The organism is Streptomyces doebereineriae (genome assembly GCF_031845645.1).
Lineage (GTDB): Bacteria > Actinomycetota > Actinomycetes > Streptomycetales > Streptomycetaceae > Streptomyces > Streptomyces canus.
Map to the genome: position 1 here is coordinate 766,411 of NZ_JAVREZ010000002.1, position 17,938 is coordinate 784,348.

The window sequence follows — 17,938 nt, forward strand, 5'->3', positions numbered from 1 at the left end:
CGAACCAGGGTCAGGCGTCGCTGCGCCGACGGCCGGCCAGCACGCCATAGGCCACGCCCAGGGCGCCGACGACGATGCCCACCACGCCGAGGACGCGGGCGGTGGTGTCACTGCTGTCGCCGGCGTCGGCCTCGGTGGTCGCGGCGGCGTTCTCGGTCTTGGCGTCCGCGTCCTCGGCGGCCGTCGAGCCGTGGTGTCCGTCCTCGGAGGCCGCGGACAGGGCGAGGACGGGAGCCGGCGTCTCGGGCTCCTCCGCGCCGTCCTCCTGGACCTCGATCCAGCGCACGACCTCCTTGTTGGAGTACGTCTGGATCGCCTTGAAGACCAGTTCGTCGGCGTTCTCGGGCAGGGCGCCGACGGAGACCGGGAACTTCTCGAAGTAGCCGGGCTGGATGCCGCTGTCCTTGGTGGCGGCGGTCCAGGTGACCTTGGAGACGGCCTCGGTGATCTGCTCGCCGTGCAGTTCGAGCGGCTTGGCGAGCTTGGACTTGGTGACCTCGATCTTCCAGCCGGCCATCGGCTCCGGCATGACCGAGGCCAGCGGGTGGTCGGTCGGGAAGTTGACCTCGAGCTTGGTGGTGGAGGCGTTGTCGCGCTCGTTGGGGACCTTGAAGTCCACGACCGCGTAACCGCCCTTGGCGGCGGTGCCCTCGGCCTGCACGCTGACGTGCGCGAACGCGGGCGAGGACAGAACGATGACGGCGGTGGCGGCGACGGCACCGGTGGCGGCGAGACGAGAAGCCTTCATGAAAGAGCACTCCGCTTCGAAAGGGATCTGGTGAAGAGGGATACGCGTGCGCACACGCGCGTGCCGCACGACGGCGGCCCCTGTCCCATCTCCCTGGGGAATGTCCCTCAGAAAGTGGAGTGGTGATCGCGTCGCGTCAGGCGGCGAGAACGAGTCCGGCAACGGCCGGGGGGCCGCGCCTGATCACCATGTGCTGGAGTGCCGCGGTACGCGGTCGGGGCGACGCGAGCGACGCCGCCAGCGGGGCGCGTGGTCCGGCCTCGGGCGCTCCCGGCAGCCCCGCACGCAGGGCACGCACCAGCGCGAGGGCCCCGCGCAGGGACCGTACGAGCGCCCCTTCCGCGACCGAATGCGCCGAGCACGTGGACAGTTCGGCGAGCCGCAGCAGCGCCAGGTCCCCGTGCCGCAGCAGCCACCCGGCGGCGACGGCCGCGAGGACGTGCCCGAGGACCATCGGCAGGGACGGCCAGACGGAGGAGCCGGTCATGACGTCAGCGGAATGGTGCACCGCGGTGGTGCCGGTCCCGGGCTGGAGCCGGGCGTCGGTGAGGATCTTCTGTGCCTGCGCCGGGCTGATCGCCGCGGCGGTGGTCCCGCACAGCAGCCGGGCGGCCTGCTGGACCAGCGTGGCGTCGGACGCGGGCTGAGTGGACGACATCGACGACATGGACGACGACATCGCCGTCGTGCCGTGCTGCCCGAGCCCGAACAGCACATGCAGCACGGTCTGTCCGACCGCCAGCAGCGTCGCGATCCCCGCCAGTGAGCGCTCGCGCCCGGCAAGAGGTGCCACGACGAGAACGGCCCCGACGAACCCCGCACCGAGCGTCCACAGCGGCACCGTGGCGCAGGAGGCGATCGAGTGACCGGCCGCGGCCAGCACGACGCAGACCGCGGCGAACACCGCGGCCCGCAGAACCCGGAGATCCCCTCCGGAGCGTGCGTGGGGGGCAGTCATGGCGGGCTCATCATCGCACTGGGCTTATGAGCGCCATACGGCAGGTCCACAAGATGACGTACGGGGGGTACGACCGGAAGGTCACTTCTGACCCGGGCTGCCCCACATACACCGGTCATTGCTCCCGGCGCATCCCCCGTATGGGCGGCATCACGTCAACGATGTGCTTACACCGGGGCACGCGCGGCAATACGTAACGGTATGTCGAGCCGCGGCCAGGAGGCTGGAGCATGAGCATCTGGTGGTCACTCCATCTGCGGCGCGAGGCTGCGAGCGTTCCGCTCGCCCGGCGCCTGCTGCTCGGCACCATGGAGACCGCGGGCGTCGACCCGGACGTCTCCTACGATCTCTCCCTCGCGCTCAGCGAGGCATGCGCCAACGCCGTGGAGCACGGCGGGGAGAGCGGGCCGCCGGACTCCTCGGCGGCGTACCGGGTCACCGCCTACCTCGACGGTGAGAAGTGCCGCATCGAAGTCACCGACTCCGGCCCGGGCTTCCCTCCCGTGCGGCCGCGCCCCACCCCCATGGAGGCGGAGAACGGCCGCGGCCTCTGTCTCATCCGCGAACTCGCCGACCACGTCCAGATCGGCAACAAACCGGGCCGCGGTGCCGTGGTGAGCTTCGACAAGATCCTCAAGTGGAGGAAGGACGCGCCGCTGATGGCGGTGTGAACCGGAGGCTTCAGCTTTTTCAGCATCCTCAGGTTGCGCACAGCGTCCCCTCAAGGTCCTGACGGACAGGATTCCTACGGTCCTGGCCATGACGGGAAACCACAGGAATTCCAGCATCACCCGGCGCCGCGCCATCGCGGTGACCGGCGGAACGGTCGCGGCGGGCGGGCTCGCCGTCACCGGGTACCAGTCGGCCTTCGCCGACACCACCGACACCACCGACGCGACGGCCACCGCCTCGGCGACCAGCACGGGCGCGTGCATGACGCTCATGTCGAGCGTCACCGAAGGTCCGTACTACCTCGACGGCGCCCTGGTCAGAAAGGACATCACCGAGGGCAAGAGCGGGGTCCCGCTGACGCTGCGACTGACCGTCGTTGATGCCACCGACGGCTGCACCCCGGTCAAGGGCGCGGCCGTGGAGATCTGGCACTGCGACGCCTGGGGCTACTACTCCGGCTACACCACCGCCAACCCCGGCGGCTCCGCGCCCGCGGAGAGCGAGGACGGCTCGACCGCGAACGACAACACCTACCTGCGCGGTTACCAGATCGCGAACGCCAACGGGGTCGTGAAGTTCGAGACGATCTTCCCGGGCTGGTACACCCCGCGCACCTGCCACATCCACGTGAAGGTGCACACCGGCGGCGAGAAGGAGGACGGCACCTACGAGGGCGGCACGGTCAATTACACCGGCCAGCTGTTCTTCGACGACACGATCGCCGAGGAGATCTTCGCTCTGGAGCCCTACGCGCAGCACTCAGGCAGCTACACGACCCTCGACGACGACATGGTCTACGACGGCGGTGGCGCCTCCAGCGGTCTGCTCACCCTCAAGGCCGTGCACAAGGCCGACCCGTCCAAGGGCTACAAGGGCTCCCTGTCCCTCGCCATCGACCCGGACGCCGAGAACACGGGCGCGGGCAGCGGCGGTGGCGGCACGCCTCCGAGCGGGGCCCCGTCGGGCGAACCGCCGAGCGGCGCTCCGTCCGAAAGTGCCAGTCCCTCGGCCTCCGCGTCCTCATAAGGTACGGCCATGAGCAGCCGCGAGGACGAGGCGCTGGCACTGGCCGCCGTGGACGCGCTGACCGGTCAGCTGGCCCTGGCTCCCAAGCCGGGCCTGCCCGACCCGCGTGACCTCGGCGCCCGCGCCACGAGCCCGGACCACTGTTCCCTGCGCTGGTCGGCCAAGGCGCTCGCGCCCGGCCTCGCGGCGATGGCAGCCGCCGCCCGCCGCACCGGCGAGCCCAGTCCCCAGCTGCGTGCGGAGCTGGGCGCGATCGGCCGCTGCACCGAGCACTCGGTGGGACTGGCCGGCGGCGGCCACCGCGGTGCCCTGTGGACCCTCGGTCTGCTGGTCGCCGCGGCCGCCCTCGACCCGGGGGCGCGGTCCAAGGACGTGGCCACGGCCGCCAAGAAGATCGCCGCGCACAGCGACAGACGGGCCCCGCGCCGGCCCTCCCGGGGCTCCTCGGTGTCCGCGAAGTACGGCGCGGCGGGCGCCCGGGGCGAGGCGCGGGCCGGATTCCCGCACGTACGGCGGGCGTTGGACGCGCTGGCCGTGTCCCGCAAGGCGGGCGCCGACGAGGCCGAGGCCCGCCTGGACGCCCTGCTCACCGTGATGTCCACCCTTCAGGACACCGAACTCCTCTACACGGCAGGCCCGTCGGGCCTCCGGCACGTCCAGGCGGGCGCCCGCGGGGTCCTGGAGGCGGGCGGTACGACGACGGACGCGGGCCGCGAGGCCCTGTTCGCCCTCGACACCGACCTCCACGCGCGCGCGTGGAGCCCCCGAGGCAGCGCGGGGCTGCTCGCGGGTGCCCTGTTCGTGGACACACTGCCGGTGCCGGCCGGTCCAAGGGCGGCCTGACATCGGCTAGTCCACGAGCACAGCCCGCCCCACCCCCGGCTTCGAGGCGCGGCCGGCGGCCCTCCTGGTCGCCGGTCCCATCGCGTACGACGCCATCAGCGTCACCCCGCCGAGCAGCAGCCACCCCGGCGTGCCCCACTCCACGAGCAGCGTGGTCAGCACCAGTGGACCGAGCGTCCGGGCCACCGTCACCCCGGTCCCGAAGAACCCCTGGTACTCGCCGACCCGCTCGGCCGGAGCCAGGGCGAAGGAGAGCTGCCAGGACCCCGCCGACTGCCCCATCTCGGCGACCACCTGCAGCACGGCCCCGACGACCAGGGCTCCCACGGCCACCCACGGCGAAGCCCCCGCCGACAGCGCGAAGACCGCGCAGGCCGCCAGCATGACCCACCCCGACCGCCGCACCGCGCGCGTGGCCGACGCGAGCCCGGTCACCCCGCGGGCCATCCGCACCTGGAACACCATCACGGCCCCGGTGTTGAGCACGAACAGCGCGGAGACCAGCCAGGTCGGAGCCGCGGTCCGCTCGGCGATCCACAGCGGAATCCCCAGGCTCAGCAAGGGCATCCGCAGCAGCAGGACGGTGTTCAGCAGAGTGATCACGGCGTACGGCCGGTCGCGCAGCACCCCCGAGCCGTGATGTTTCTCCACCGGCACGCGAGGCGCCACCGACGGCAGCCGCAGCAACAGCCCCGCACACACCACGAAGCTCACCGCGTCCACCGCGAACACCCCGAGGTACGCAGTACGCGTCCCGGCGTGCAACGCCAGCCCGCCGAGCCCCGCACCGACCGCGAGCCCGGCGTTGAGCGTCGCCTGGAGGTGGGCCAGCAACCCGGTCCGTTCCCCGGTGGACACCAGCCCCGCGAGCAGTGCCTGCCGGGCCGCGGCGAGCCCGGACTGCGCGGAGGCGTAGGCGCAGGCCGCCAGGACGAACGGCGCGAAGTCCCGCACCACCAGGAAGGACGCCACCGCCAGCCCCGTGGCCAGCGCCAGCAGCACCGCCGTGCCGCGCGCTCCACGCCGGTCCGCGAGCCGCCCGAGCGGTACCCCCACCATCGCCCCGACCGCCCACCCGACGGTCAGCCCGAGCCCCACGCGCGCGGGATCGAGCCCGACGACGTGCGTGAAGTAGAGCGCCGACGTCACGTAGTAGGCGCCGTCCCCGACGGAGTTGCTCAACTGGGCGAGCGCCAGGACGCGTTGCGGCCCTGCGGGCGGGACGAGTGAGTTCGTCATGGAAACGACACTAGAAGCGCGGTGGACCGATCGGCAGGCCCAATCAGTGCCCTTGGGATTAGCCCAATTCCAGAACCCGGACGAGCGTCTCCAACGCCTGCGGATAGGCACCCTCCCGAGGCGTCCCGTACCCCACGACGAGCCCCTCGCGCGATCCCGCCGCGTGCCAGTGCTCCCGCAGCGACCCCACCGCGAGCCCCTCGGCCGCGGCCCGCGCCAGCACCGCCGCCTCGTCCCCGACCTCGACCAGCGCGTGCAGCCCGGCCGCGATCCCCTGGATCGGCCACCGCGCCCCCAGCCGCTCCACGAGCCGGTCCCTGCGCCGCCGGTATCCGATCCGGCACGCGCGCACGTGACGGTCGTAGGCATGACTCCCGATCAGCTCGGCGAGCGCCAACTGCCCGATGGTCTCGGTGCTGTGGTCGCTGTGCAGCTTGGCGTCGGCGACGGGCCCGACGAGCTGGGGCGGCAGCACCATCCACCCGAGCCTGAGCGCGGGCCCGAGCGTCTTGGACGCCGTCCCCAGGTAGACGACCTGCCCCGGCGCCATCCCCTGCAGAGCCCCGACGGGCTGCCGGTCGTAACGGAACTCCCCGTCGTAGTCGTCCTCGACGACCAACGCCCCACGCGCGCGTGCCCAGTCGGTGAGCGCCCGCCGCCGCGAGGGGTGCAGCGTCACGCCGGTCGGGTACTGATGGGCGGGAGTCACGACGACGGCGTCGGCGGACCCCAAGTCCTCCGGGCAGGCCCCCAGTTCATCGACCCGCACCGGCACCACCCGCCCCCCGCCATGCCGTACGACATCCCGGTGGAAGGGCAGCCCGGGGTCCTCCATGGCGACGACCGGGCCCTCCAGAACCCGGGCGAGCAGCGCGAGCCCCTGCACGGCCCCGGAGGTGACGACGATCCGCTCGGGAGAGGCGACGACCCCGCGGGCCCGCCCGAGATACTCCGCCAGAGCGGTCCGCAGTTCGACGCGCCCCAGGGGATCGCCGTAGTCGTACGCGGAGACGGGCGCGGTGGCGACGGCCCGCCGTACGGCCTTGAGCCAGGCGGCGGCGGGAAAGGCGCCGACGTCCGGACTCCCGGGCCGCAGATCGAAAAGCGGCGCACGCGCGCGTGTACCGCTTTCCGGCGGTTCGGCTTCGGCGCCGGGCAGCGGAGCGACGACCGTCCCCGATCCCTGCCGAGCGGTCAGATATCCCTCGGCGATCAACTGGTCGTAGGCCGCCTTCACGGTGCCCCGGGAGACACCCAGCTCCTCGGCGAGCCGCCGAGTGGCAGGCAAAGGGGCCCCAGGGGCGAGCCTCCCGTCCCGAACGGCGTCGCGCAGGGCCCGTTCGAGCCCGACACGACGCCCTTCGGCAGAGCCGGCTTCTAGATGGAGGTCCACGGAACCCACCCGGGGGCGCGACCGGCCACGATCCACCCGCAGTCGAGACTCAACCCTTGAGCCGGGCCATCCACGCCTCGACCTCGTCGGACTGCCGAGGCAGCCCCGACGACAGATTCCGGTTCCCCTCCTGCGTCACCAGGATGTCGTCCTCGATCCGCACCCCGATACCCCGGTACTCCTCGGGCACGGTCAGATCATCGGCCTGGAAGTACAGTCCGGGCTCGACGGTCAGCACCATGCCCGCCTCGAGAACCCCGTCGACATACGACTCCACCCGCGCGGCGGCACAGTCGTGGACGTCCATGCCCAGCATGTGCCCGGTCCCGTGCAGCGTCCACCGCCGCTGGAGCCCCAGCTCCAGCACCCGCTCCACAGGCCCCTCGACCAGCCCCCACTCCACGAGCCGCGCGGCCAGCACCCGCTGGGCCGCGTCATGGAAGTCCCGGTACTTGGAGCCCGGCTGCACGGCCGCGATCCCGGCCTCCTGGGCGTCGTACACGGCGTCGTAGATCTTCTTCTGGATCTCGCTGAAGCGGCCGTTGATCGGCAGGGTCCGCGTCACGTCGGCGGTGTAGTACGTGTGCGTCTCGACACCGGCGTCGAGCAGCAGCAGTTCACCCGACCGCACGGCCCCGTCGTTGCGCACCCAGTGCAGCGTGCACGCGTGCGGCCCGGCCGCGGCGATCGTGCCGTAGCCGACGTCGTTGCCCTCGACCCGCGCGCGGAGGAAGAAGGTGCCCTCGATGTACCGCTCGGAGGTGGCCTCGGCCTTGTCGAGGACCTTCACCACGTCCTCGAAGCCGCGGACCGTCGAGTCGACCGCCTTCTGCAGCTCGGCGATCTCGAACGCGTCCTTGACGAGCCGCGCCTCGGACAGGAAGACCCGCAGCTCCTCGTCCCGCTCGGCGGTGACCTTGTCGGTCAGCGCGGCCTCGATGCCGGCGTCGTACCCGCGGACGACCCGCACCGGGCCGGACCCCTCGCGCAGCGCGTCCGCGAGCTCGCGGACGTCGGAGACGGGGATGCCGTACAGCTTCTCGGACTCGGTGAGGGAGTGCCGCCGCCCGACCCACAGCTCGCCCTGCCCGGAGAGCCAGAACTCACCGTTCTCGCGGTCGGAGCGCGGCAGGAGGTAGAGCGTGGCGGTGTGACCGCCGGAGGCGGTCGGCTCCAGGACGAGCACGCCGTCCTCGGTCTGGTTGCCGGTGAGGTAGGCGTACTCGACGGATGCCCGGAACGGATACTCCGTGTCGTTCGAGCGCGTCTTCAGGTTGCCGGACGGGATCACCAGCCGCTCGCCCGGGAACCGCGCGGAGAGCGCCGCACGGCGGGCCGCGGTCTCGGCGGCCTGCGCGATCGGCTCCAGGTCGTGCAGCTCAGTGTCGGCCCAGCCGGACTTCATGCTCTCTTCCAGCTCGTCGGAGACACCCGGGTACAGGCCGTTCTTCCGCTTCTTGATCGGCTCTTCCGACTCTTCCGGGGTCTCCGGGGTGAGTTCGTCGGCCACGGTCATCCTCCTAGATACGGCACTGGACCCCCTCCATCGTACGGTCGTACGGAAGGGGGCCCAGGGCCGGAAGACCTGTTACCACCTGCTACTCGAAGTGAGCCGCGAGTAGTACGACGTCCTCCTCGGAGTCCGCCTCGTCCTGCCCGTCCGGCAGCACGGTCCGCAGCACGTGGTCGGCGACGGCGCCGGGGTCGCCGCGCAGCGCCTTCGGCACCCCGGCCGCCGCCGCGTGCAGGCGTGCGAAGGCCCGGTCTGTGGCGTCGCCGGTGCGGTGCAGCAACCCGTCGGTGTACAGCAGAACCGTCTCTCCCGGTTCCGCGCTCAGCTCCACGCTCGGCGCCTCCCAGCAGGCGAGCATGCCGAGCGGCGCGGACACGGTGGTCTCCACGAAGTCGGTGCGCCGCTCGCCGATCAGCAGCGGCGGGCAGTGCCCGGCACCGGCCAGCGTGATCTTGCGCAGCGCGGGCTCGCAGTAGGCGAACAGGGCGGTGGCGGAGCGGGCCGGCTCGGTCAGCCTGAGCAGCAGCTCCAGGTCGGACAGGACCGCGACCGGGTCCTCGCCCTCCATGACGGCGTACGCCCGCAGGGAGGCTCTGAGGCGTCCCATCGCGGCGATCGCGCTCGCGCCGCTGCCGGTCACCGAACCGACCGCGAGGCCCAGCGCCGCGTCCGGCAGCGGCAGTGCGTCGTACCAGTCGCCGCCGCCGCGCGGACCGGTGCGGTGCCGGGCGGCGAGCCGCATACCGGCGACGCGGGGGAGCCGGGACGGCAGCAGTTCCTCCGCCATCGTCGCCATGCACGCGCGCGTGCGCTCGACCTCGAGGAGCCGGGCCAGGTGCTCGGTGGCATGGCGGGTGTACAGACCGACGAGGTGGCGCCGGCGCTCGGACGGTTCGGCGGGCTCGTCGTAGAGCCACACGGCGGCGCCGAGGCGGCCGGCGCCGGCGGTGGACAGGGGAAGCGCGTAGCTGGCCGCGTAACCGAGGCGGGCGGCCACCTCGCGGTGACGCGGGTCGAGGCCGTCCTCGGCGAGCAGATCGGGCTGGGCGATCTCGCCGTCACCGCCCGGCAGTCCGTCGAGGATCTTCCCGTACGACATGGAGCTGCGCGGGACGGTCTCGATGTGCCCGAGGTCGGCGCGGGCGAGTCCGAGGCCGATGGTGGTGTCGGGGCCGAGGCCGTCGTCCGGTTCGAGGACGACCAGTCCGCGCCGGGCTCCCACGAGGGCGGCTCCGGCCCGCAGGAGCTCCTGGAGAGCGTCGGACAGGGCATCCGTGCGCACGAGGCGTTCGGTGAGTTCGTGGAGGGTCGTGAGGTCGGAGACCCAGCCGGCGAGCCGGTCCTGGAGCAGGGCGCCGGGTGCGTTCGGCGAGGAGACCGAAGAGGTGGCCGGGGCGGCTGGCGCGGGCGCGACAGTGTGTGCGGGTGCGGGAACCGTTGAATCGATTCCAGCCACTTTCGGAGGGTGAGGGGCGTTCATGGCGTCCGGCTTTCCGACCGGTGCGTATTGCTCAAAAGCATCGCAAACCCCCATGTCATTCTGCGCCGCTAGCAGTGTCTCCACATCTACACGCACTCGTAAGGGGATGTCCAGCATTGTCCTGCCGGGATTCCTGGTGTCCGTGAGTGACCGGTGGGGAGTGGGTCGAAGGGTAAACTTGGCTAAAAACTGCCTCGGGTTACGGTGTATTGAGGTCGACTGGCCTTGCTCCACAGAGCGTCACAGCGGTCGTGATGGGTACGTACTCGGTAAGGGCCAGGGGTGGTGGACAGCCACCCGGAACCTGGTGACCGACCCGGGCGTCTTAGCCACCGACGACCGAGCCCCATCCTCCCGTGGCGGAGGCGGAGAGAAATACGCGGGACGGCAAACGCCAGACTTCGCCACCCCCCGCCACGCCCAGGCTTTTGATAGACGCAGTATGGGGTTCCCCTTGTCTCGGACAAGGGTGTGATGCGCCAACAGGTACGCACAGTGAAGTGATCGACACATGGTGTGATGTGGTCCACGGTGTTGCCAGCGGTGCAACGGAAAGGAACGAGCGCTCATGCGCGAGATCCTCGGAAGGCGACGCAGGCTCCTGTCCCAGCGCAGCGACGGAAGGCCTGAATTGCTCGGCGCGGCCCTGACCTTCGCGAAGGAATGGCAGTGGCCCGTACTCCCGGGCGTGGCACCGGACCCGGAGGGCCGGGCCCGCTGCGGATGCCCCGACCCGGAGTGCACGGTCCCCGGCGCCCACCCCTTCGACCCGGGCCTGCTCGCGGCCACTACCGACGACCGCATGGTGCGCTGGTGGTGGACCAACCGCCCGGCCGCGCCGATCATCCTGGCCACCGGCGCCAAGGCCCCCTGCGCGGTCAGTCTGCCGGCCCTCCCGGCCGCCCGCGCCCTGGCCGCGCTCGACGCCGAGGGCATGCGCCTCGGCCCGGTGATCGCCTCGCCGACCCGCTGGGCGATCCTCGTCAAGCCGTACTCCATGGAGCAGCTGGGCGAACTGCTGTACGCCCAGGACCATGTCCCCGGCTCCCTCCGCTTCCACGGCGAGGGCGGCTACCTCGCCCTGCCCCCGTCCGAGACCGGCCACGGCGACATCACCTGGGAGCGGGCTCCGCTCCCCGGCTCGGCCTCTCCGTGGGTCCCCGATGTCGAGGCCGTGGTGGACGCTGTGGTCGAGGCCCTCACCCGTACGGGTGTGAGCGCACCCGAGTTGTAGGGGTGTCGGGCGCGGGCGGAACCGAGTGCCCGCGCCAGGTCGTTATCGTCCGCTTCATGAACCTTCGTCTGCTTGCCCTGTCGGGAGTCGTGGCGTGCGCGGTCGCGCTGCCGCTGGCCGTGGCCTCCGCGGGCCAGGTGGGCGACGGAGGCCGCAAGGTCGTACGCGATCTCGTGCGTCCTTCCGCGGAGCCTTCCTCCGTACGGCGTTCCGTTGCACGGGCTCCCGTGCAGCCTTCCGCTGTACGGTCTTCCGCCGCCGATGACTACAAGGCGCCGCTCGCCGATGCCGGCCGATCCCCGCTGCTGCTCGGCCTGGGTCTGGCCACCGCCGCGCGCTGCGGTCCCGAACTGATCTCCCCCGAGGGCATCGAGGCGCAGACCTGTGTGCTCACGCAGGGCGAGGAGACCTGGGCGCGCACCTACTACCGCAATGCGACCGGCATGGTGCTGGACGCCGTGCTCAGCTTCATGGGACCCGACGGACGCACCGTGCAGATGCACTGCCCGGTCGGCGCCGGGGACGAGCCGGACAGCTGTGAGACACCCCGGGGGCGCACCCGGGGGACGCCGGCCGACTACACGGCGGTCGCGGAGTTCGCCGCCCGGCGGGGCAGCGGACCACTGCTGCTGCGGTCCGGGAGCAACTCCGGGGAAACTACGGGCAGTTGACGCGCGGCGGCGTTCCGTAAAGCTGCCCGGACACAGAAAGACCCGGTTGCTGGCGACGGGGGATGCACCAGCAACCGGGCTATTGGAACCGTAACAAGAGATCGGCTGTTCGCAAATTCGACCGTGACGCTTCGTGGCTTATTCGGACACCGATTCACCTTCTCCTGGGGGGAGTTGTGAGCAGGGCCCGGACGTTCCGTGAAGGTGCGGCGCGGCTGACCGACCGGTCAGCCGCACCGGCTCTGTCAACTCAGCGTGACCTGACGGTTGGTGAGGCCGCCACGGGCGCGGCGCTCGTCGGCGGTCAGCGGTGCGTCCGTGGCCAGAGCGCCTGCGAGCCGCTCGGCGAACTCGGCGGCCGGCTTCTCGACATCCTCCGCGGTGACCCCGCTCGGCAGGTCCCAGACCGGCACGGTGAGGCCGTGGGCGCGGAAGGAACCGACGAGCCGGGTGCCCTCGCCGAGGCTCGACTTCCCGGCCGCGTGCAGCCGCGCGAGCGCGTCCAGAAGTTGCTCCTCGGGGTGCGGCATGACCCAGCGCAGGTGGTTCTTGTCCGGCGTCTCGCACCAGTAGGCGGCGTCGACACCGGTCAGCCGGACGGTCGGGATGGCCGCGGCGTTGGCCCGCTCCAGCGAGGCGGTCACCTCGGGCGTGGCGTTCTCCGCGTCCGGCACCCAGAACTCGAAGCCCTCGTGCACAACTGGCTCGAACGCGCCTTCGGGATCGAGCAGGTCCTGCAGCCGCGGGCCGTCGGCGGGAGCGCGTCGGCCTTCCACCGGGGTGCCCGGAGCCGCGGTGAGCGCGCGCTGGAGGGTGTCGGCGAGGTCGCGGCTGATGTCGCCGGACGCGGTGTCGTTCTGCAGGCCGAGCAGCACCGAGCCGTCGTCCCGGCGCAGGGCGGGCCAGGCCATCGGCAGGACCGTGGCCAGCGTGACCGACGGGACGCCTTCGGGCAGGCCGCTCTTGAGGGTCAGCTCGACCGTGGCGGCGGGGACCAGCTCGCGCAGGGCCACCCAGTCGCCCTCGCCCGCGAGGCCCTCGAACGGGCGGTGCACCAGCTCGGTCGCGGCCTGTGCGGCGGCCCGGCCGTGGCAGGCCTTGTAGCGGCGGCCACTTCCGCACGGGCAGGGTTCGCGGGCGCCGACGACCGGGACCTCCCCATCCGTGAGCTGCGGGCGCTTGGCCTTCGTCAGGGGTCGCTTCTTGGCCATCGTGGCTGTCTCCCGGTTACGGCTCGTCTCGTACGGGCGCGAGCCTAGCCGCTTGCGACTTGGCCGACGGGAGCCTGTGGACAACCACCCCGGTGTCCTTCACGGACGCTCGGTCCAGGTTGCCTCAGTCGAGATCGTCGAACGCGTCCGAGAAGTCCAGGTCGGGTATCGCGACCGACGGGGCCACGACACGTGTGGCGAAGTCGTCCCGGCGGCGGCCGGCGTCTGGATCGTGAACGTCCGAGTGGACGATCACCCAGACCGTGACCTCGCCCCGGGCGTCGTCCCTGACACCCCAGTCGTCGGCCAGCGCGGTGATGATGTTCAGCCCGCGGCCGCCGTGCGCGGTGACCGAGGGCGTGGCCGGAGCCGGGCGGGTGGGCCCGCCGCCGTCCGTCACCTCGACCGTGAGCCTGCCGCCCGTGTCCACCCGCCAGGCGGCGCGGACGTCACCGTCCCCGGCCAGGGCGTCGCCCAGCGGCCGGCCGTGTTTGCACGCGTTGCTCAAGAGTTCGGAAAGAATCAGTACGGCGTCGTCGATGACCGATTCCCTCACGCCACCCCTGCGCAGCTGCACGCGCATACGGTGTCTCGCTTCCCCCACGCCCGCAGGGCCATGGGGTATGGCCATGCTCGACGACGTGGGCACCTCCTGTGCCACCACCAACGCCACCCCCGAGACCTCCTTCGCCCCACGCCACGGTGTGGATGCCCCATTGGCCTGTACCGGAAACCGGCCAATCACGTTCCGCCGACGCATTCGTAACGATCGAACACGCACCGAACGCGCCGGGGTACACCCTGTGACGGAGGGGACGTCAGCGGCCCAGTCGGTCGAGCACCGCGCGCGGGCGATTGGTGATGATGGCGTCGACGCCCAGCTCGATGCAGAGGTCCACGTCCTCGGGTTCGTTCACGGTCCACACGTGCACCTGGTGGCCCGCCCGCTTCAGGCGCTCGATGTAGCCGGGGTGGTTGCGCAGGATGCGGATCGAGGGACCCGCGATCCCCACCCCCGCGGGCAGCCGGCCGTCCCGCAGCCGGGGTGAGACGAACTGCAGCAGATAGACCGTCGGAAGGGTCGGCGAGGCGGCACGCACGCGATGCAGCGACCGGGCCGAGAAGCTCATGACCCTGATCGGCGACTCGGCGGCCGAGGCGGGGGCGTCCAGGCCGAACCGCTTCAGGAGCACCAGCAGCCGCTCCTCGACCTGGCCTGCCCAGCGCGTCGGGTGCTTGGTCTCGATGGCCATCTCCACCCGTCGCCCCGCGTCGGCGACGAGTTCGAGCAGTCGCTCCAGGGTGAGGACGGAGGTGTCCTCCCGGTCCTCGGGCCGGTACACCCAGTCCGGCTCCTCGTCGCGGGTGCGCCAGAACTCCCTGGTTTTGCGGGAGCCGAAGTCCAGGGCGGCGAGGTCGGAGAGCTCAAGGGCCGAGACCGCTCCGCGGCCGTTGGACGTACGGTTGACCCGTCGGTCGTGGACGCACACGAGATGACCGTCGGCCGTGAGACGTACATCGCATTCGAGGGCGTCCGCACCGTCCTCGATCGCCTTCCGGTACGCGGCGAGAGTGTGCTCGGGAGCGTCTTCCGATGCTCCGCGGTGGGCGACGACTTGAGTCAGCTGCTGCCGTGCGTGGGTCACTGCGTCATGGTGCCACCGCTAAGGGGTACGCGTGCGAACGGAGGCATATGGATTGCGCCTCATTTGTCTTACATGGCCTATATAAAGAGCAGCCACGAACCCACAGGCACCGCTTATGGTGCCCTGACGGCCCGTGGGAAAAGCTGACGGCATACAAAAGGACATGCACAGCTGACGCACGCCGGACACCGAGCGGCACTGGCCGAGCGTGACCGAGTGCGACCGACAACCGACAGCCGTGACCGAGGAGAGAAGCTGTGAGCACCGAGAACGAGGGCACCGCGGTACCCCCGGCCCCGTCTGCACCCCCCGTGCCGGTGGACGCTCCCGCGGCTTCGACGCCCCAGGCCTCCGAGGCGGGCGCCCCCACCACCCCGATCCCGCCGGTGCCGCCGCACGCCTCCGGCGGCGCACAGGGGCCGGAACTCGTGCATGCGGGACCGGCGCGGGCGTACGCCTCGGCGGAGGGCGGTGCTCAGCAGGGCGCGAGCGGCGCGCCGCAGCACCCCGGTCCGGGCCCCGAGGGCGCCTGGCCGCCGCCACAGGCCCCGGGCACCCCGTTGTACGCCGATGGCGGCGCGGGCGGGGCGGGCGGAGCCTGGGGTTCGGGTTACCAGCAGCCCGCGCCGAAGCCCAAGAACGGCCGTGGTGGTCTCGTCGCCGCGGTCCTGGTGGCGGCGCTCGTCGCCGGCGGCGTGGGCGGCGGTCTCGGCTACACCCTGGCCAAGGACAACGACAACGGCTCCTCGACGACCCTCTCCGCCTCCGACAGCGGTGGCAGCGTCAAGCGGGACGCCGGCACCGTCGCGGGCGTGGCGCAGAGGGCCCTGCCCAGCACGGTCACCATCGAGGCCGAGTCCACCAGCGGCGAGGGCGGCACCGGCACCGGATTCGTCTTCGACACCCAGGGCCACATCGTCACCAACAACCACGTGGTGGCCGACGCGGTCGACGGCGGCAAACTGACCGCCACCTTCCCGAACGGCAAGAAGTACGACGCCGAGGTGGTCGGCCACGCGCAGGGCTATGACGTGGCCGTCATCAAGCTCAAGAACGCGCCGAGTGACCTCAAGCCGCTCACCCTGGGCAACTCCGACCAGGTGGCGGTCGGCGACTCCACGATCGCGATCGGCGCCCCCTTCGGTCTGTCGAACACCGTCACGACGGGCATCATCAGCGCGAAGGACCGCCCGGTGGCGTCGAGCGACGGCAGCGGCAGCAACGCCTCCTACATGAGCGCGTTGCAGACGGACGCGTCCATCAACCCGGGCAACTCGGGAGGTCCCCTCCTCGACGCGCAGGGCAACGTGATAGGCATCAACTCCGCGATCCAGTCCACCAGCGGCGGCGGCCTCGGCGGCACCAGCCAGTCCGGCTCGATCGGCCTCGGCTTCGCCATCCCGATCAACCAGGCCAAGTACGTCGCCCAGCAGCTGATCAAGACCGGCAAGCCGGTCTACGCCAAGATCGGCGCGTCCGTCTCCCTGGAGGACTCCACGGGCGGCGCGAAGATCACCACCGAGGGCGCCGGCGGCTCCGACCCGGTCGAGGCGGGCGGCCCCGCCGCCAAGGCCGGCCTCAAGCCCGGCGACGTCATCACCAAGCTGGACGACCACGTGATCGACTCCGGCCCCACCCTGATCGGCGAGATCTGGACCCACAAGCCCGGCGACAAGGTCAAGATCACCTACGAGCGTGGCGGCCAGACCCACACGGTGGATCTCACCCTGGGCGCCCGCACAGGGGACAGCTGACCGGCACGCGCCCGTCCTGACCCGTTACTCTGGTCCCCGCGCCACGGTCACCGATGGCGCGGGGTGGGTTGCCCGAGCGGCCTAAGGGAACGGTCTTGAAAACCGTCGTGGCGCGAGTCACCGTGGGTTCAAATCCCACACCCACCGCAGCAGGTCAGAGAAATAGCAGCTCAGAGGGCGTGCCCCCGATACGGGGGCACGCCCTCTCTGCTCACCCTGTCTCACCCCGGATCGGGTGTGTACCGCCTCTGACCAGTGCGTGTGGGCCATACGTGGGCCAGGATCAGCGCTCGTCCTCGGCCTGTAGCCCCTGCTCGATGAGGCTGTTGGCACGGGCCGACCCACCCTTGAGGATCTTGGCGTAGAAGCGGTAGAGCACGGTGAGGCTGTGGCCCGCCCTATGAGCGACCTCCACCGGGTCCACGCCTGACTTGATCCACAGTGAGATGCCGGCATGGCGCAGGGAGTACGGCACTTCGGCTAGCTCCGTCTCGACTTCGTGCGGGGTCAGGACGGCTTCCCGAGCCTGCCGCCAGACGTCGCAGTACTCCGTCGATGCGACTCGCCCACCCCGCGCTGCCCGAAACAGCCGGCCATCGTGGGCCGCTCCGAAACGTGCGATGTGCGAGCGGATCATTCGCACGTACACCGGAGGGATCGGTACGGCCCGAACGGTCTTCCGCGCGCGGTGCTTGAGACCTCGCTCGTCGTGCGACTTGCCGCTGTCGGTCCATCCCGCACCTACTTCCGGATGGCTCTCCGAGAGCAGCACCTCGCCCCAGGCATCGGGCTTGCTCTCCGGTGGCAGAACGAAGTCCTGCTCTCGCAGGGTTACCGCTTCCCCAGGGCGTGTGGCTGAGTAGTAGATCGCCCCGAAGAACGCTTCCAGGTGCTCGCCCCGAGTCCCGAGGTTCGCCACCGCAGCGAGCAGGTCACGAGCTAGCCGAGGACCAGGGACATACCGGAAGTCGACTTCATCCGAGGTGTCGGTGACAGCCCAGTCGACCGCGAGGAAGGGATGCCGGAGCAACAGGCCGCGCTCCTCAACGGCGTAGCGGAAGGCGTTGCTCAGCACCATGCGCTTCCGGTTGAAGGTGTTCTCCGCCGCGGGCTTCCCGTTCAGCAACTTGGAGAGGGCCGTGAGTGCCGCGCGGACGTGCTCCGGCCGCGCGGCCTCGTCGACCTTGAAGGAGTGAGCGGCGACCCAATCGAGAGCCTCCCGGATCTCCGTAGGAGCGTCCTCAGCGTCGCAGCGCAGCAGGTGTTCGCCGTTCTCCCGCTGTACGGCTCGGAAAGCCCACTGGTACAAGGCGGCCCGCAACACCGTGGGTTGGGGGGTTCCCTGCTTCGTGCTCACGAACGCAGGGGTGACGACAGCGAGGGATTCCGCGATGCCGGCGCGGAGCTTCGCTGCCGCACCAGGCCACTTCATCAGGGCATACGCCTTAGCGTGCTCGAACCACGTCGGCATCGCGAGCGCGGCCAACTCCTTCGCCGGGAGCCCCGTTTCCTCGTCGAACTGCTGCCCTTCCCGCAGCGCGGCCATGAGT

At 71.2% G+C, this 17,938-nt stretch carries 16 protein-coding genes and 1 tRNA gene; 7 read left to right on the forward strand and 10 right to left on the reverse strand.

What is annotated here, in order from left to right; genetic code table 11:
• Positions 1-10: 10 nt before the first annotated feature.
• Together RNB18_RS09035 and RNB18_RS09040 are read right to left on the reverse strand one after the other, a co-directional pair.
• Complete coding sequence (locus RNB18_RS09035; protein WP_311713590.1) at positions 11-748, reverse strand: YcnI family copper-binding membrane protein; 738 nt, start codon at positions 746-748, stop codon at positions 11-13.
• Positions 749-884: 136 nt separating this feature from the next.
• Positions 885-1,706 (reverse strand): hypothetical protein, encoded by an 822-nt coding sequence (locus RNB18_RS09040; protein ID WP_311713591.1) that lies wholly within the window; start codon positions 1,704-1,706, stop codon positions 885-887.
• 230 nt (positions 1,707-1,936) lie between these two features.
• Here RNB18_RS09040 and RNB18_RS09045 point away from each other — a divergent pair, with 230 nt between their 5' ends.
• The 3 genes from RNB18_RS09045 (at position 1,937) to RNB18_RS09055 (ending at position 4,247) form a co-directional block, all read left to right on the forward strand.
• Positions 1,937-2,377 (forward strand): ATP-binding protein, encoded by a 441-nt coding sequence (locus RNB18_RS09045; protein ID WP_311713592.1) that lies wholly within the window; start codon positions 1,937-1,939, stop codon positions 2,375-2,377.
• Positions 2,378-2,465: 88 nt separating this feature from the next.
• On the forward strand, positions 2,466-3,404 hold the full coding sequence (locus RNB18_RS09050) for an intradiol ring-cleavage dioxygenase (protein WP_311713593.1): 939 nt from the start codon (positions 2,466-2,468) through the stop codon (positions 3,402-3,404).
• 9 nt (positions 3,405-3,413) lie between these two features.
• Positions 3,414-4,247 (forward strand): triphosphoribosyl-dephospho-CoA synthase, encoded by an 834-nt coding sequence (locus RNB18_RS09055; protein ID WP_311713594.1) that lies wholly within the window; start codon positions 3,414-3,416, stop codon positions 4,245-4,247.
• Between the two features lie 6 nt (positions 4,248-4,253).
• Here the strand turns inward: RNB18_RS09055 and RNB18_RS09060 are convergent, their stop codons facing one another.
• From RNB18_RS09060 to RNB18_RS09075, 4 genes are all read right to left on the reverse strand, one after another.
• On the reverse strand, positions 4,254-5,486 hold the full coding sequence (locus RNB18_RS09060; protein ID WP_311713595.1) for an MFS transporter: 1,233 nt from the start codon (positions 5,484-5,486) through the stop codon (positions 4,254-4,256).
• A 58-nt stretch (positions 5,487-5,544) separates the two neighbouring features.
• Entirely contained in the window at positions 5,545-6,879 is a 1,335-nt protein-coding gene (gene pdxR, locus RNB18_RS09065; protein WP_311713596.1) for a MocR-like pyridoxine biosynthesis transcription factor PdxR, read from the reverse strand.
• A 49-nt stretch (positions 6,880-6,928) separates the two neighbouring features.
• The gene (locus RNB18_RS09070; RefSeq protein ID WP_311713597.1) at positions 6,929-8,395 is read right to left on the reverse strand and encodes an aminopeptidase P family protein; all 1,467 of its coding nucleotides are present in this window, start codon (positions 8,393-8,395) and stop codon (positions 6,929-6,931) included.
• Positions 8,396-8,477: 82 nt separating this feature from the next.
• Positions 8,478-9,989, reverse strand: coding sequence for a PP2C family protein-serine/threonine phosphatase (locus RNB18_RS09075; RefSeq protein WP_311713598.1), 1,512 nt, complete (start codon positions 9,987-9,989; stop codon positions 8,478-8,480).
• 451 nt (positions 9,990-10,440) lie between these two features.
• On the opposite strand from RNB18_RS09075, the gene RNB18_RS09080 reads away from it, so the two are divergent.
• Both RNB18_RS09080 and RNB18_RS09085 read left to right on the forward strand, forming a co-directional pair.
• Positions 10,441-11,106: a bifunctional DNA primase/polymerase gene (locus RNB18_RS09080; RefSeq protein WP_311713599.1), complete on the forward strand. Its 666-nt coding sequence runs from the start codon at positions 10,441-10,443 to the stop codon at positions 11,104-11,106.
• 56 nt (positions 11,107-11,162) lie between these two features.
• Complete coding sequence (locus tag RNB18_RS09085; protein WP_311713600.1) at positions 11,163-11,777, forward strand: hypothetical protein; 615 nt, start codon at positions 11,163-11,165, stop codon at positions 11,775-11,777.
• Between the two features lie 245 nt (positions 11,778-12,022).
• Here RNB18_RS09085 and RNB18_RS09090 read toward each other — a convergent pair whose 3' ends face one another.
• The 3 genes from RNB18_RS09090 to RNB18_RS09100 form a co-directional block, all read right to left on the reverse strand.
• Positions 12,023-12,988 carry a DUF5926 family protein gene (locus RNB18_RS09090; protein WP_311713601.1) on the reverse strand — a complete coding sequence of 322 codons (966 nt, stop codon included), beginning with the start codon at positions 12,986-12,988 and terminating at the stop codon, positions 12,023-12,025.
• Between the two features lie 124 nt (positions 12,989-13,112).
• Positions 13,113-13,748, reverse strand: a complete 636-nt coding sequence (locus RNB18_RS09095) for an ATP-binding protein (protein WP_311713602.1) — start codon at positions 13,746-13,748, stop codon at positions 13,113-13,115.
• Positions 13,749-13,806: 58 nt separating this feature from the next.
• Positions 13,807-14,634: a glycerophosphodiester phosphodiesterase gene (locus RNB18_RS09100; protein WP_311713603.1), complete on the reverse strand. Its 828-nt coding sequence runs from the start codon at positions 14,632-14,634 to the stop codon at positions 13,807-13,809.
• Between the two features lie 257 nt (positions 14,635-14,891).
• Between RNB18_RS09100 and RNB18_RS09105 the strand changes: the two genes are divergently transcribed.
• Together RNB18_RS09105 and RNB18_RS09110 are read left to right on the forward strand one after the other, a co-directional pair.
• Entirely contained in the window at positions 14,892-16,388 is a 1,497-nt protein-coding gene (locus RNB18_RS09105) for a S1C family serine protease (RefSeq protein ID WP_311713604.1), read from the forward strand.
• 62 nt (positions 16,389-16,450) lie between these two features.
• A tRNA-Ser gene (locus tag RNB18_RS09110) sits at positions 16,451-16,535 on the forward strand.
• A gap of 136 nt (positions 16,536-16,671) precedes the next feature.
• Here RNB18_RS09110 and RNB18_RS09115 read toward each other — a convergent pair.
• Positions 16,672-17,934, reverse strand: coding sequence for a tyrosine-type recombinase/integrase (locus RNB18_RS09115; RefSeq protein ID WP_311713605.1), 1,263 nt, complete (start codon positions 17,932-17,934; stop codon positions 16,672-16,674).
• Between the last annotated feature and the right edge of the window lie 4 nt (positions 17,935-17,938).

Bases quoted from the DNA above. Each gene is read 5' to 3' on its own strand.
- RNB18_RS09035 (WP_311713590.1), bottom strand. From the start codon at position 748: ATGAAGGCTTCTCGTCTCGCCGCCACCGGTGCCGTCGCCGCCACCGCC.
- RNB18_RS09040 (WP_311713591.1), bottom strand. From the start codon at position 1,706: ATGACTGCCCCCCACGCACGCTCCGGAGGGGATCTCCGGGTTCTGCGG.
- RNB18_RS09045 (WP_311713592.1), top strand. From the start codon at position 1,937: ATGAGCATCTGGTGGTCACTCCATCTGCGGCGCGAGGCTGCGAGCGTT.
- RNB18_RS09050 (WP_311713593.1), top strand. From the start codon at position 2,466: ATGACGGGAAACCACAGGAATTCCAGCATCACCCGGCGCCGCGCCATC.
- RNB18_RS09055 (WP_311713594.1), top strand. From the start codon at position 3,414: ATGAGCAGCCGCGAGGACGAGGCGCTGGCACTGGCCGCCGTGGACGCG.
- RNB18_RS09060 (WP_311713595.1), bottom strand. From the start codon at position 5,486: ATGACGAACTCACTCGTCCCGCCCGCAGGGCCGCAACGCGTCCTGGCG.
- RNB18_RS09070 (WP_311713597.1), bottom strand. From the start codon at position 8,395: ATGACCGTGGCCGACGAACTCACCCCGGAGACCCCGGAAGAGTCGGAA.
- RNB18_RS09075 (WP_311713598.1), bottom strand. From the start codon at position 9,989: ATGCTGGACATCCCCTTACGAGTGCGTGTAGATGTGGAGACACTGCTA.
- RNB18_RS09080 (WP_311713599.1), top strand. From the start codon at position 10,441: ATGCGCGAGATCCTCGGAAGGCGACGCAGGCTCCTGTCCCAGCGCAGC.
- RNB18_RS09085 (WP_311713600.1), top strand. From the start codon at position 11,163: ATGAACCTTCGTCTGCTTGCCCTGTCGGGAGTCGTGGCGTGCGCGGTC.
- RNB18_RS09090 (WP_311713601.1), bottom strand. From the start codon at position 12,988: ATGGCCAAGAAGCGACCCCTGACGAAGGCCAAGCGCCCGCAGCTCACG.
- RNB18_RS09095 (WP_311713602.1), bottom strand. From the start codon at position 13,748: ATGCGTCGGCGGAACGTGATTGGCCGGTTTCCGGTACAGGCCAATGGG.
- RNB18_RS09115 (WP_311713605.1), bottom strand. From the start codon at position 17,934: ATGGCCGCGCTGCGGGAAGGGCAGCAGTTCGACGAGGAAACGGGGCTC.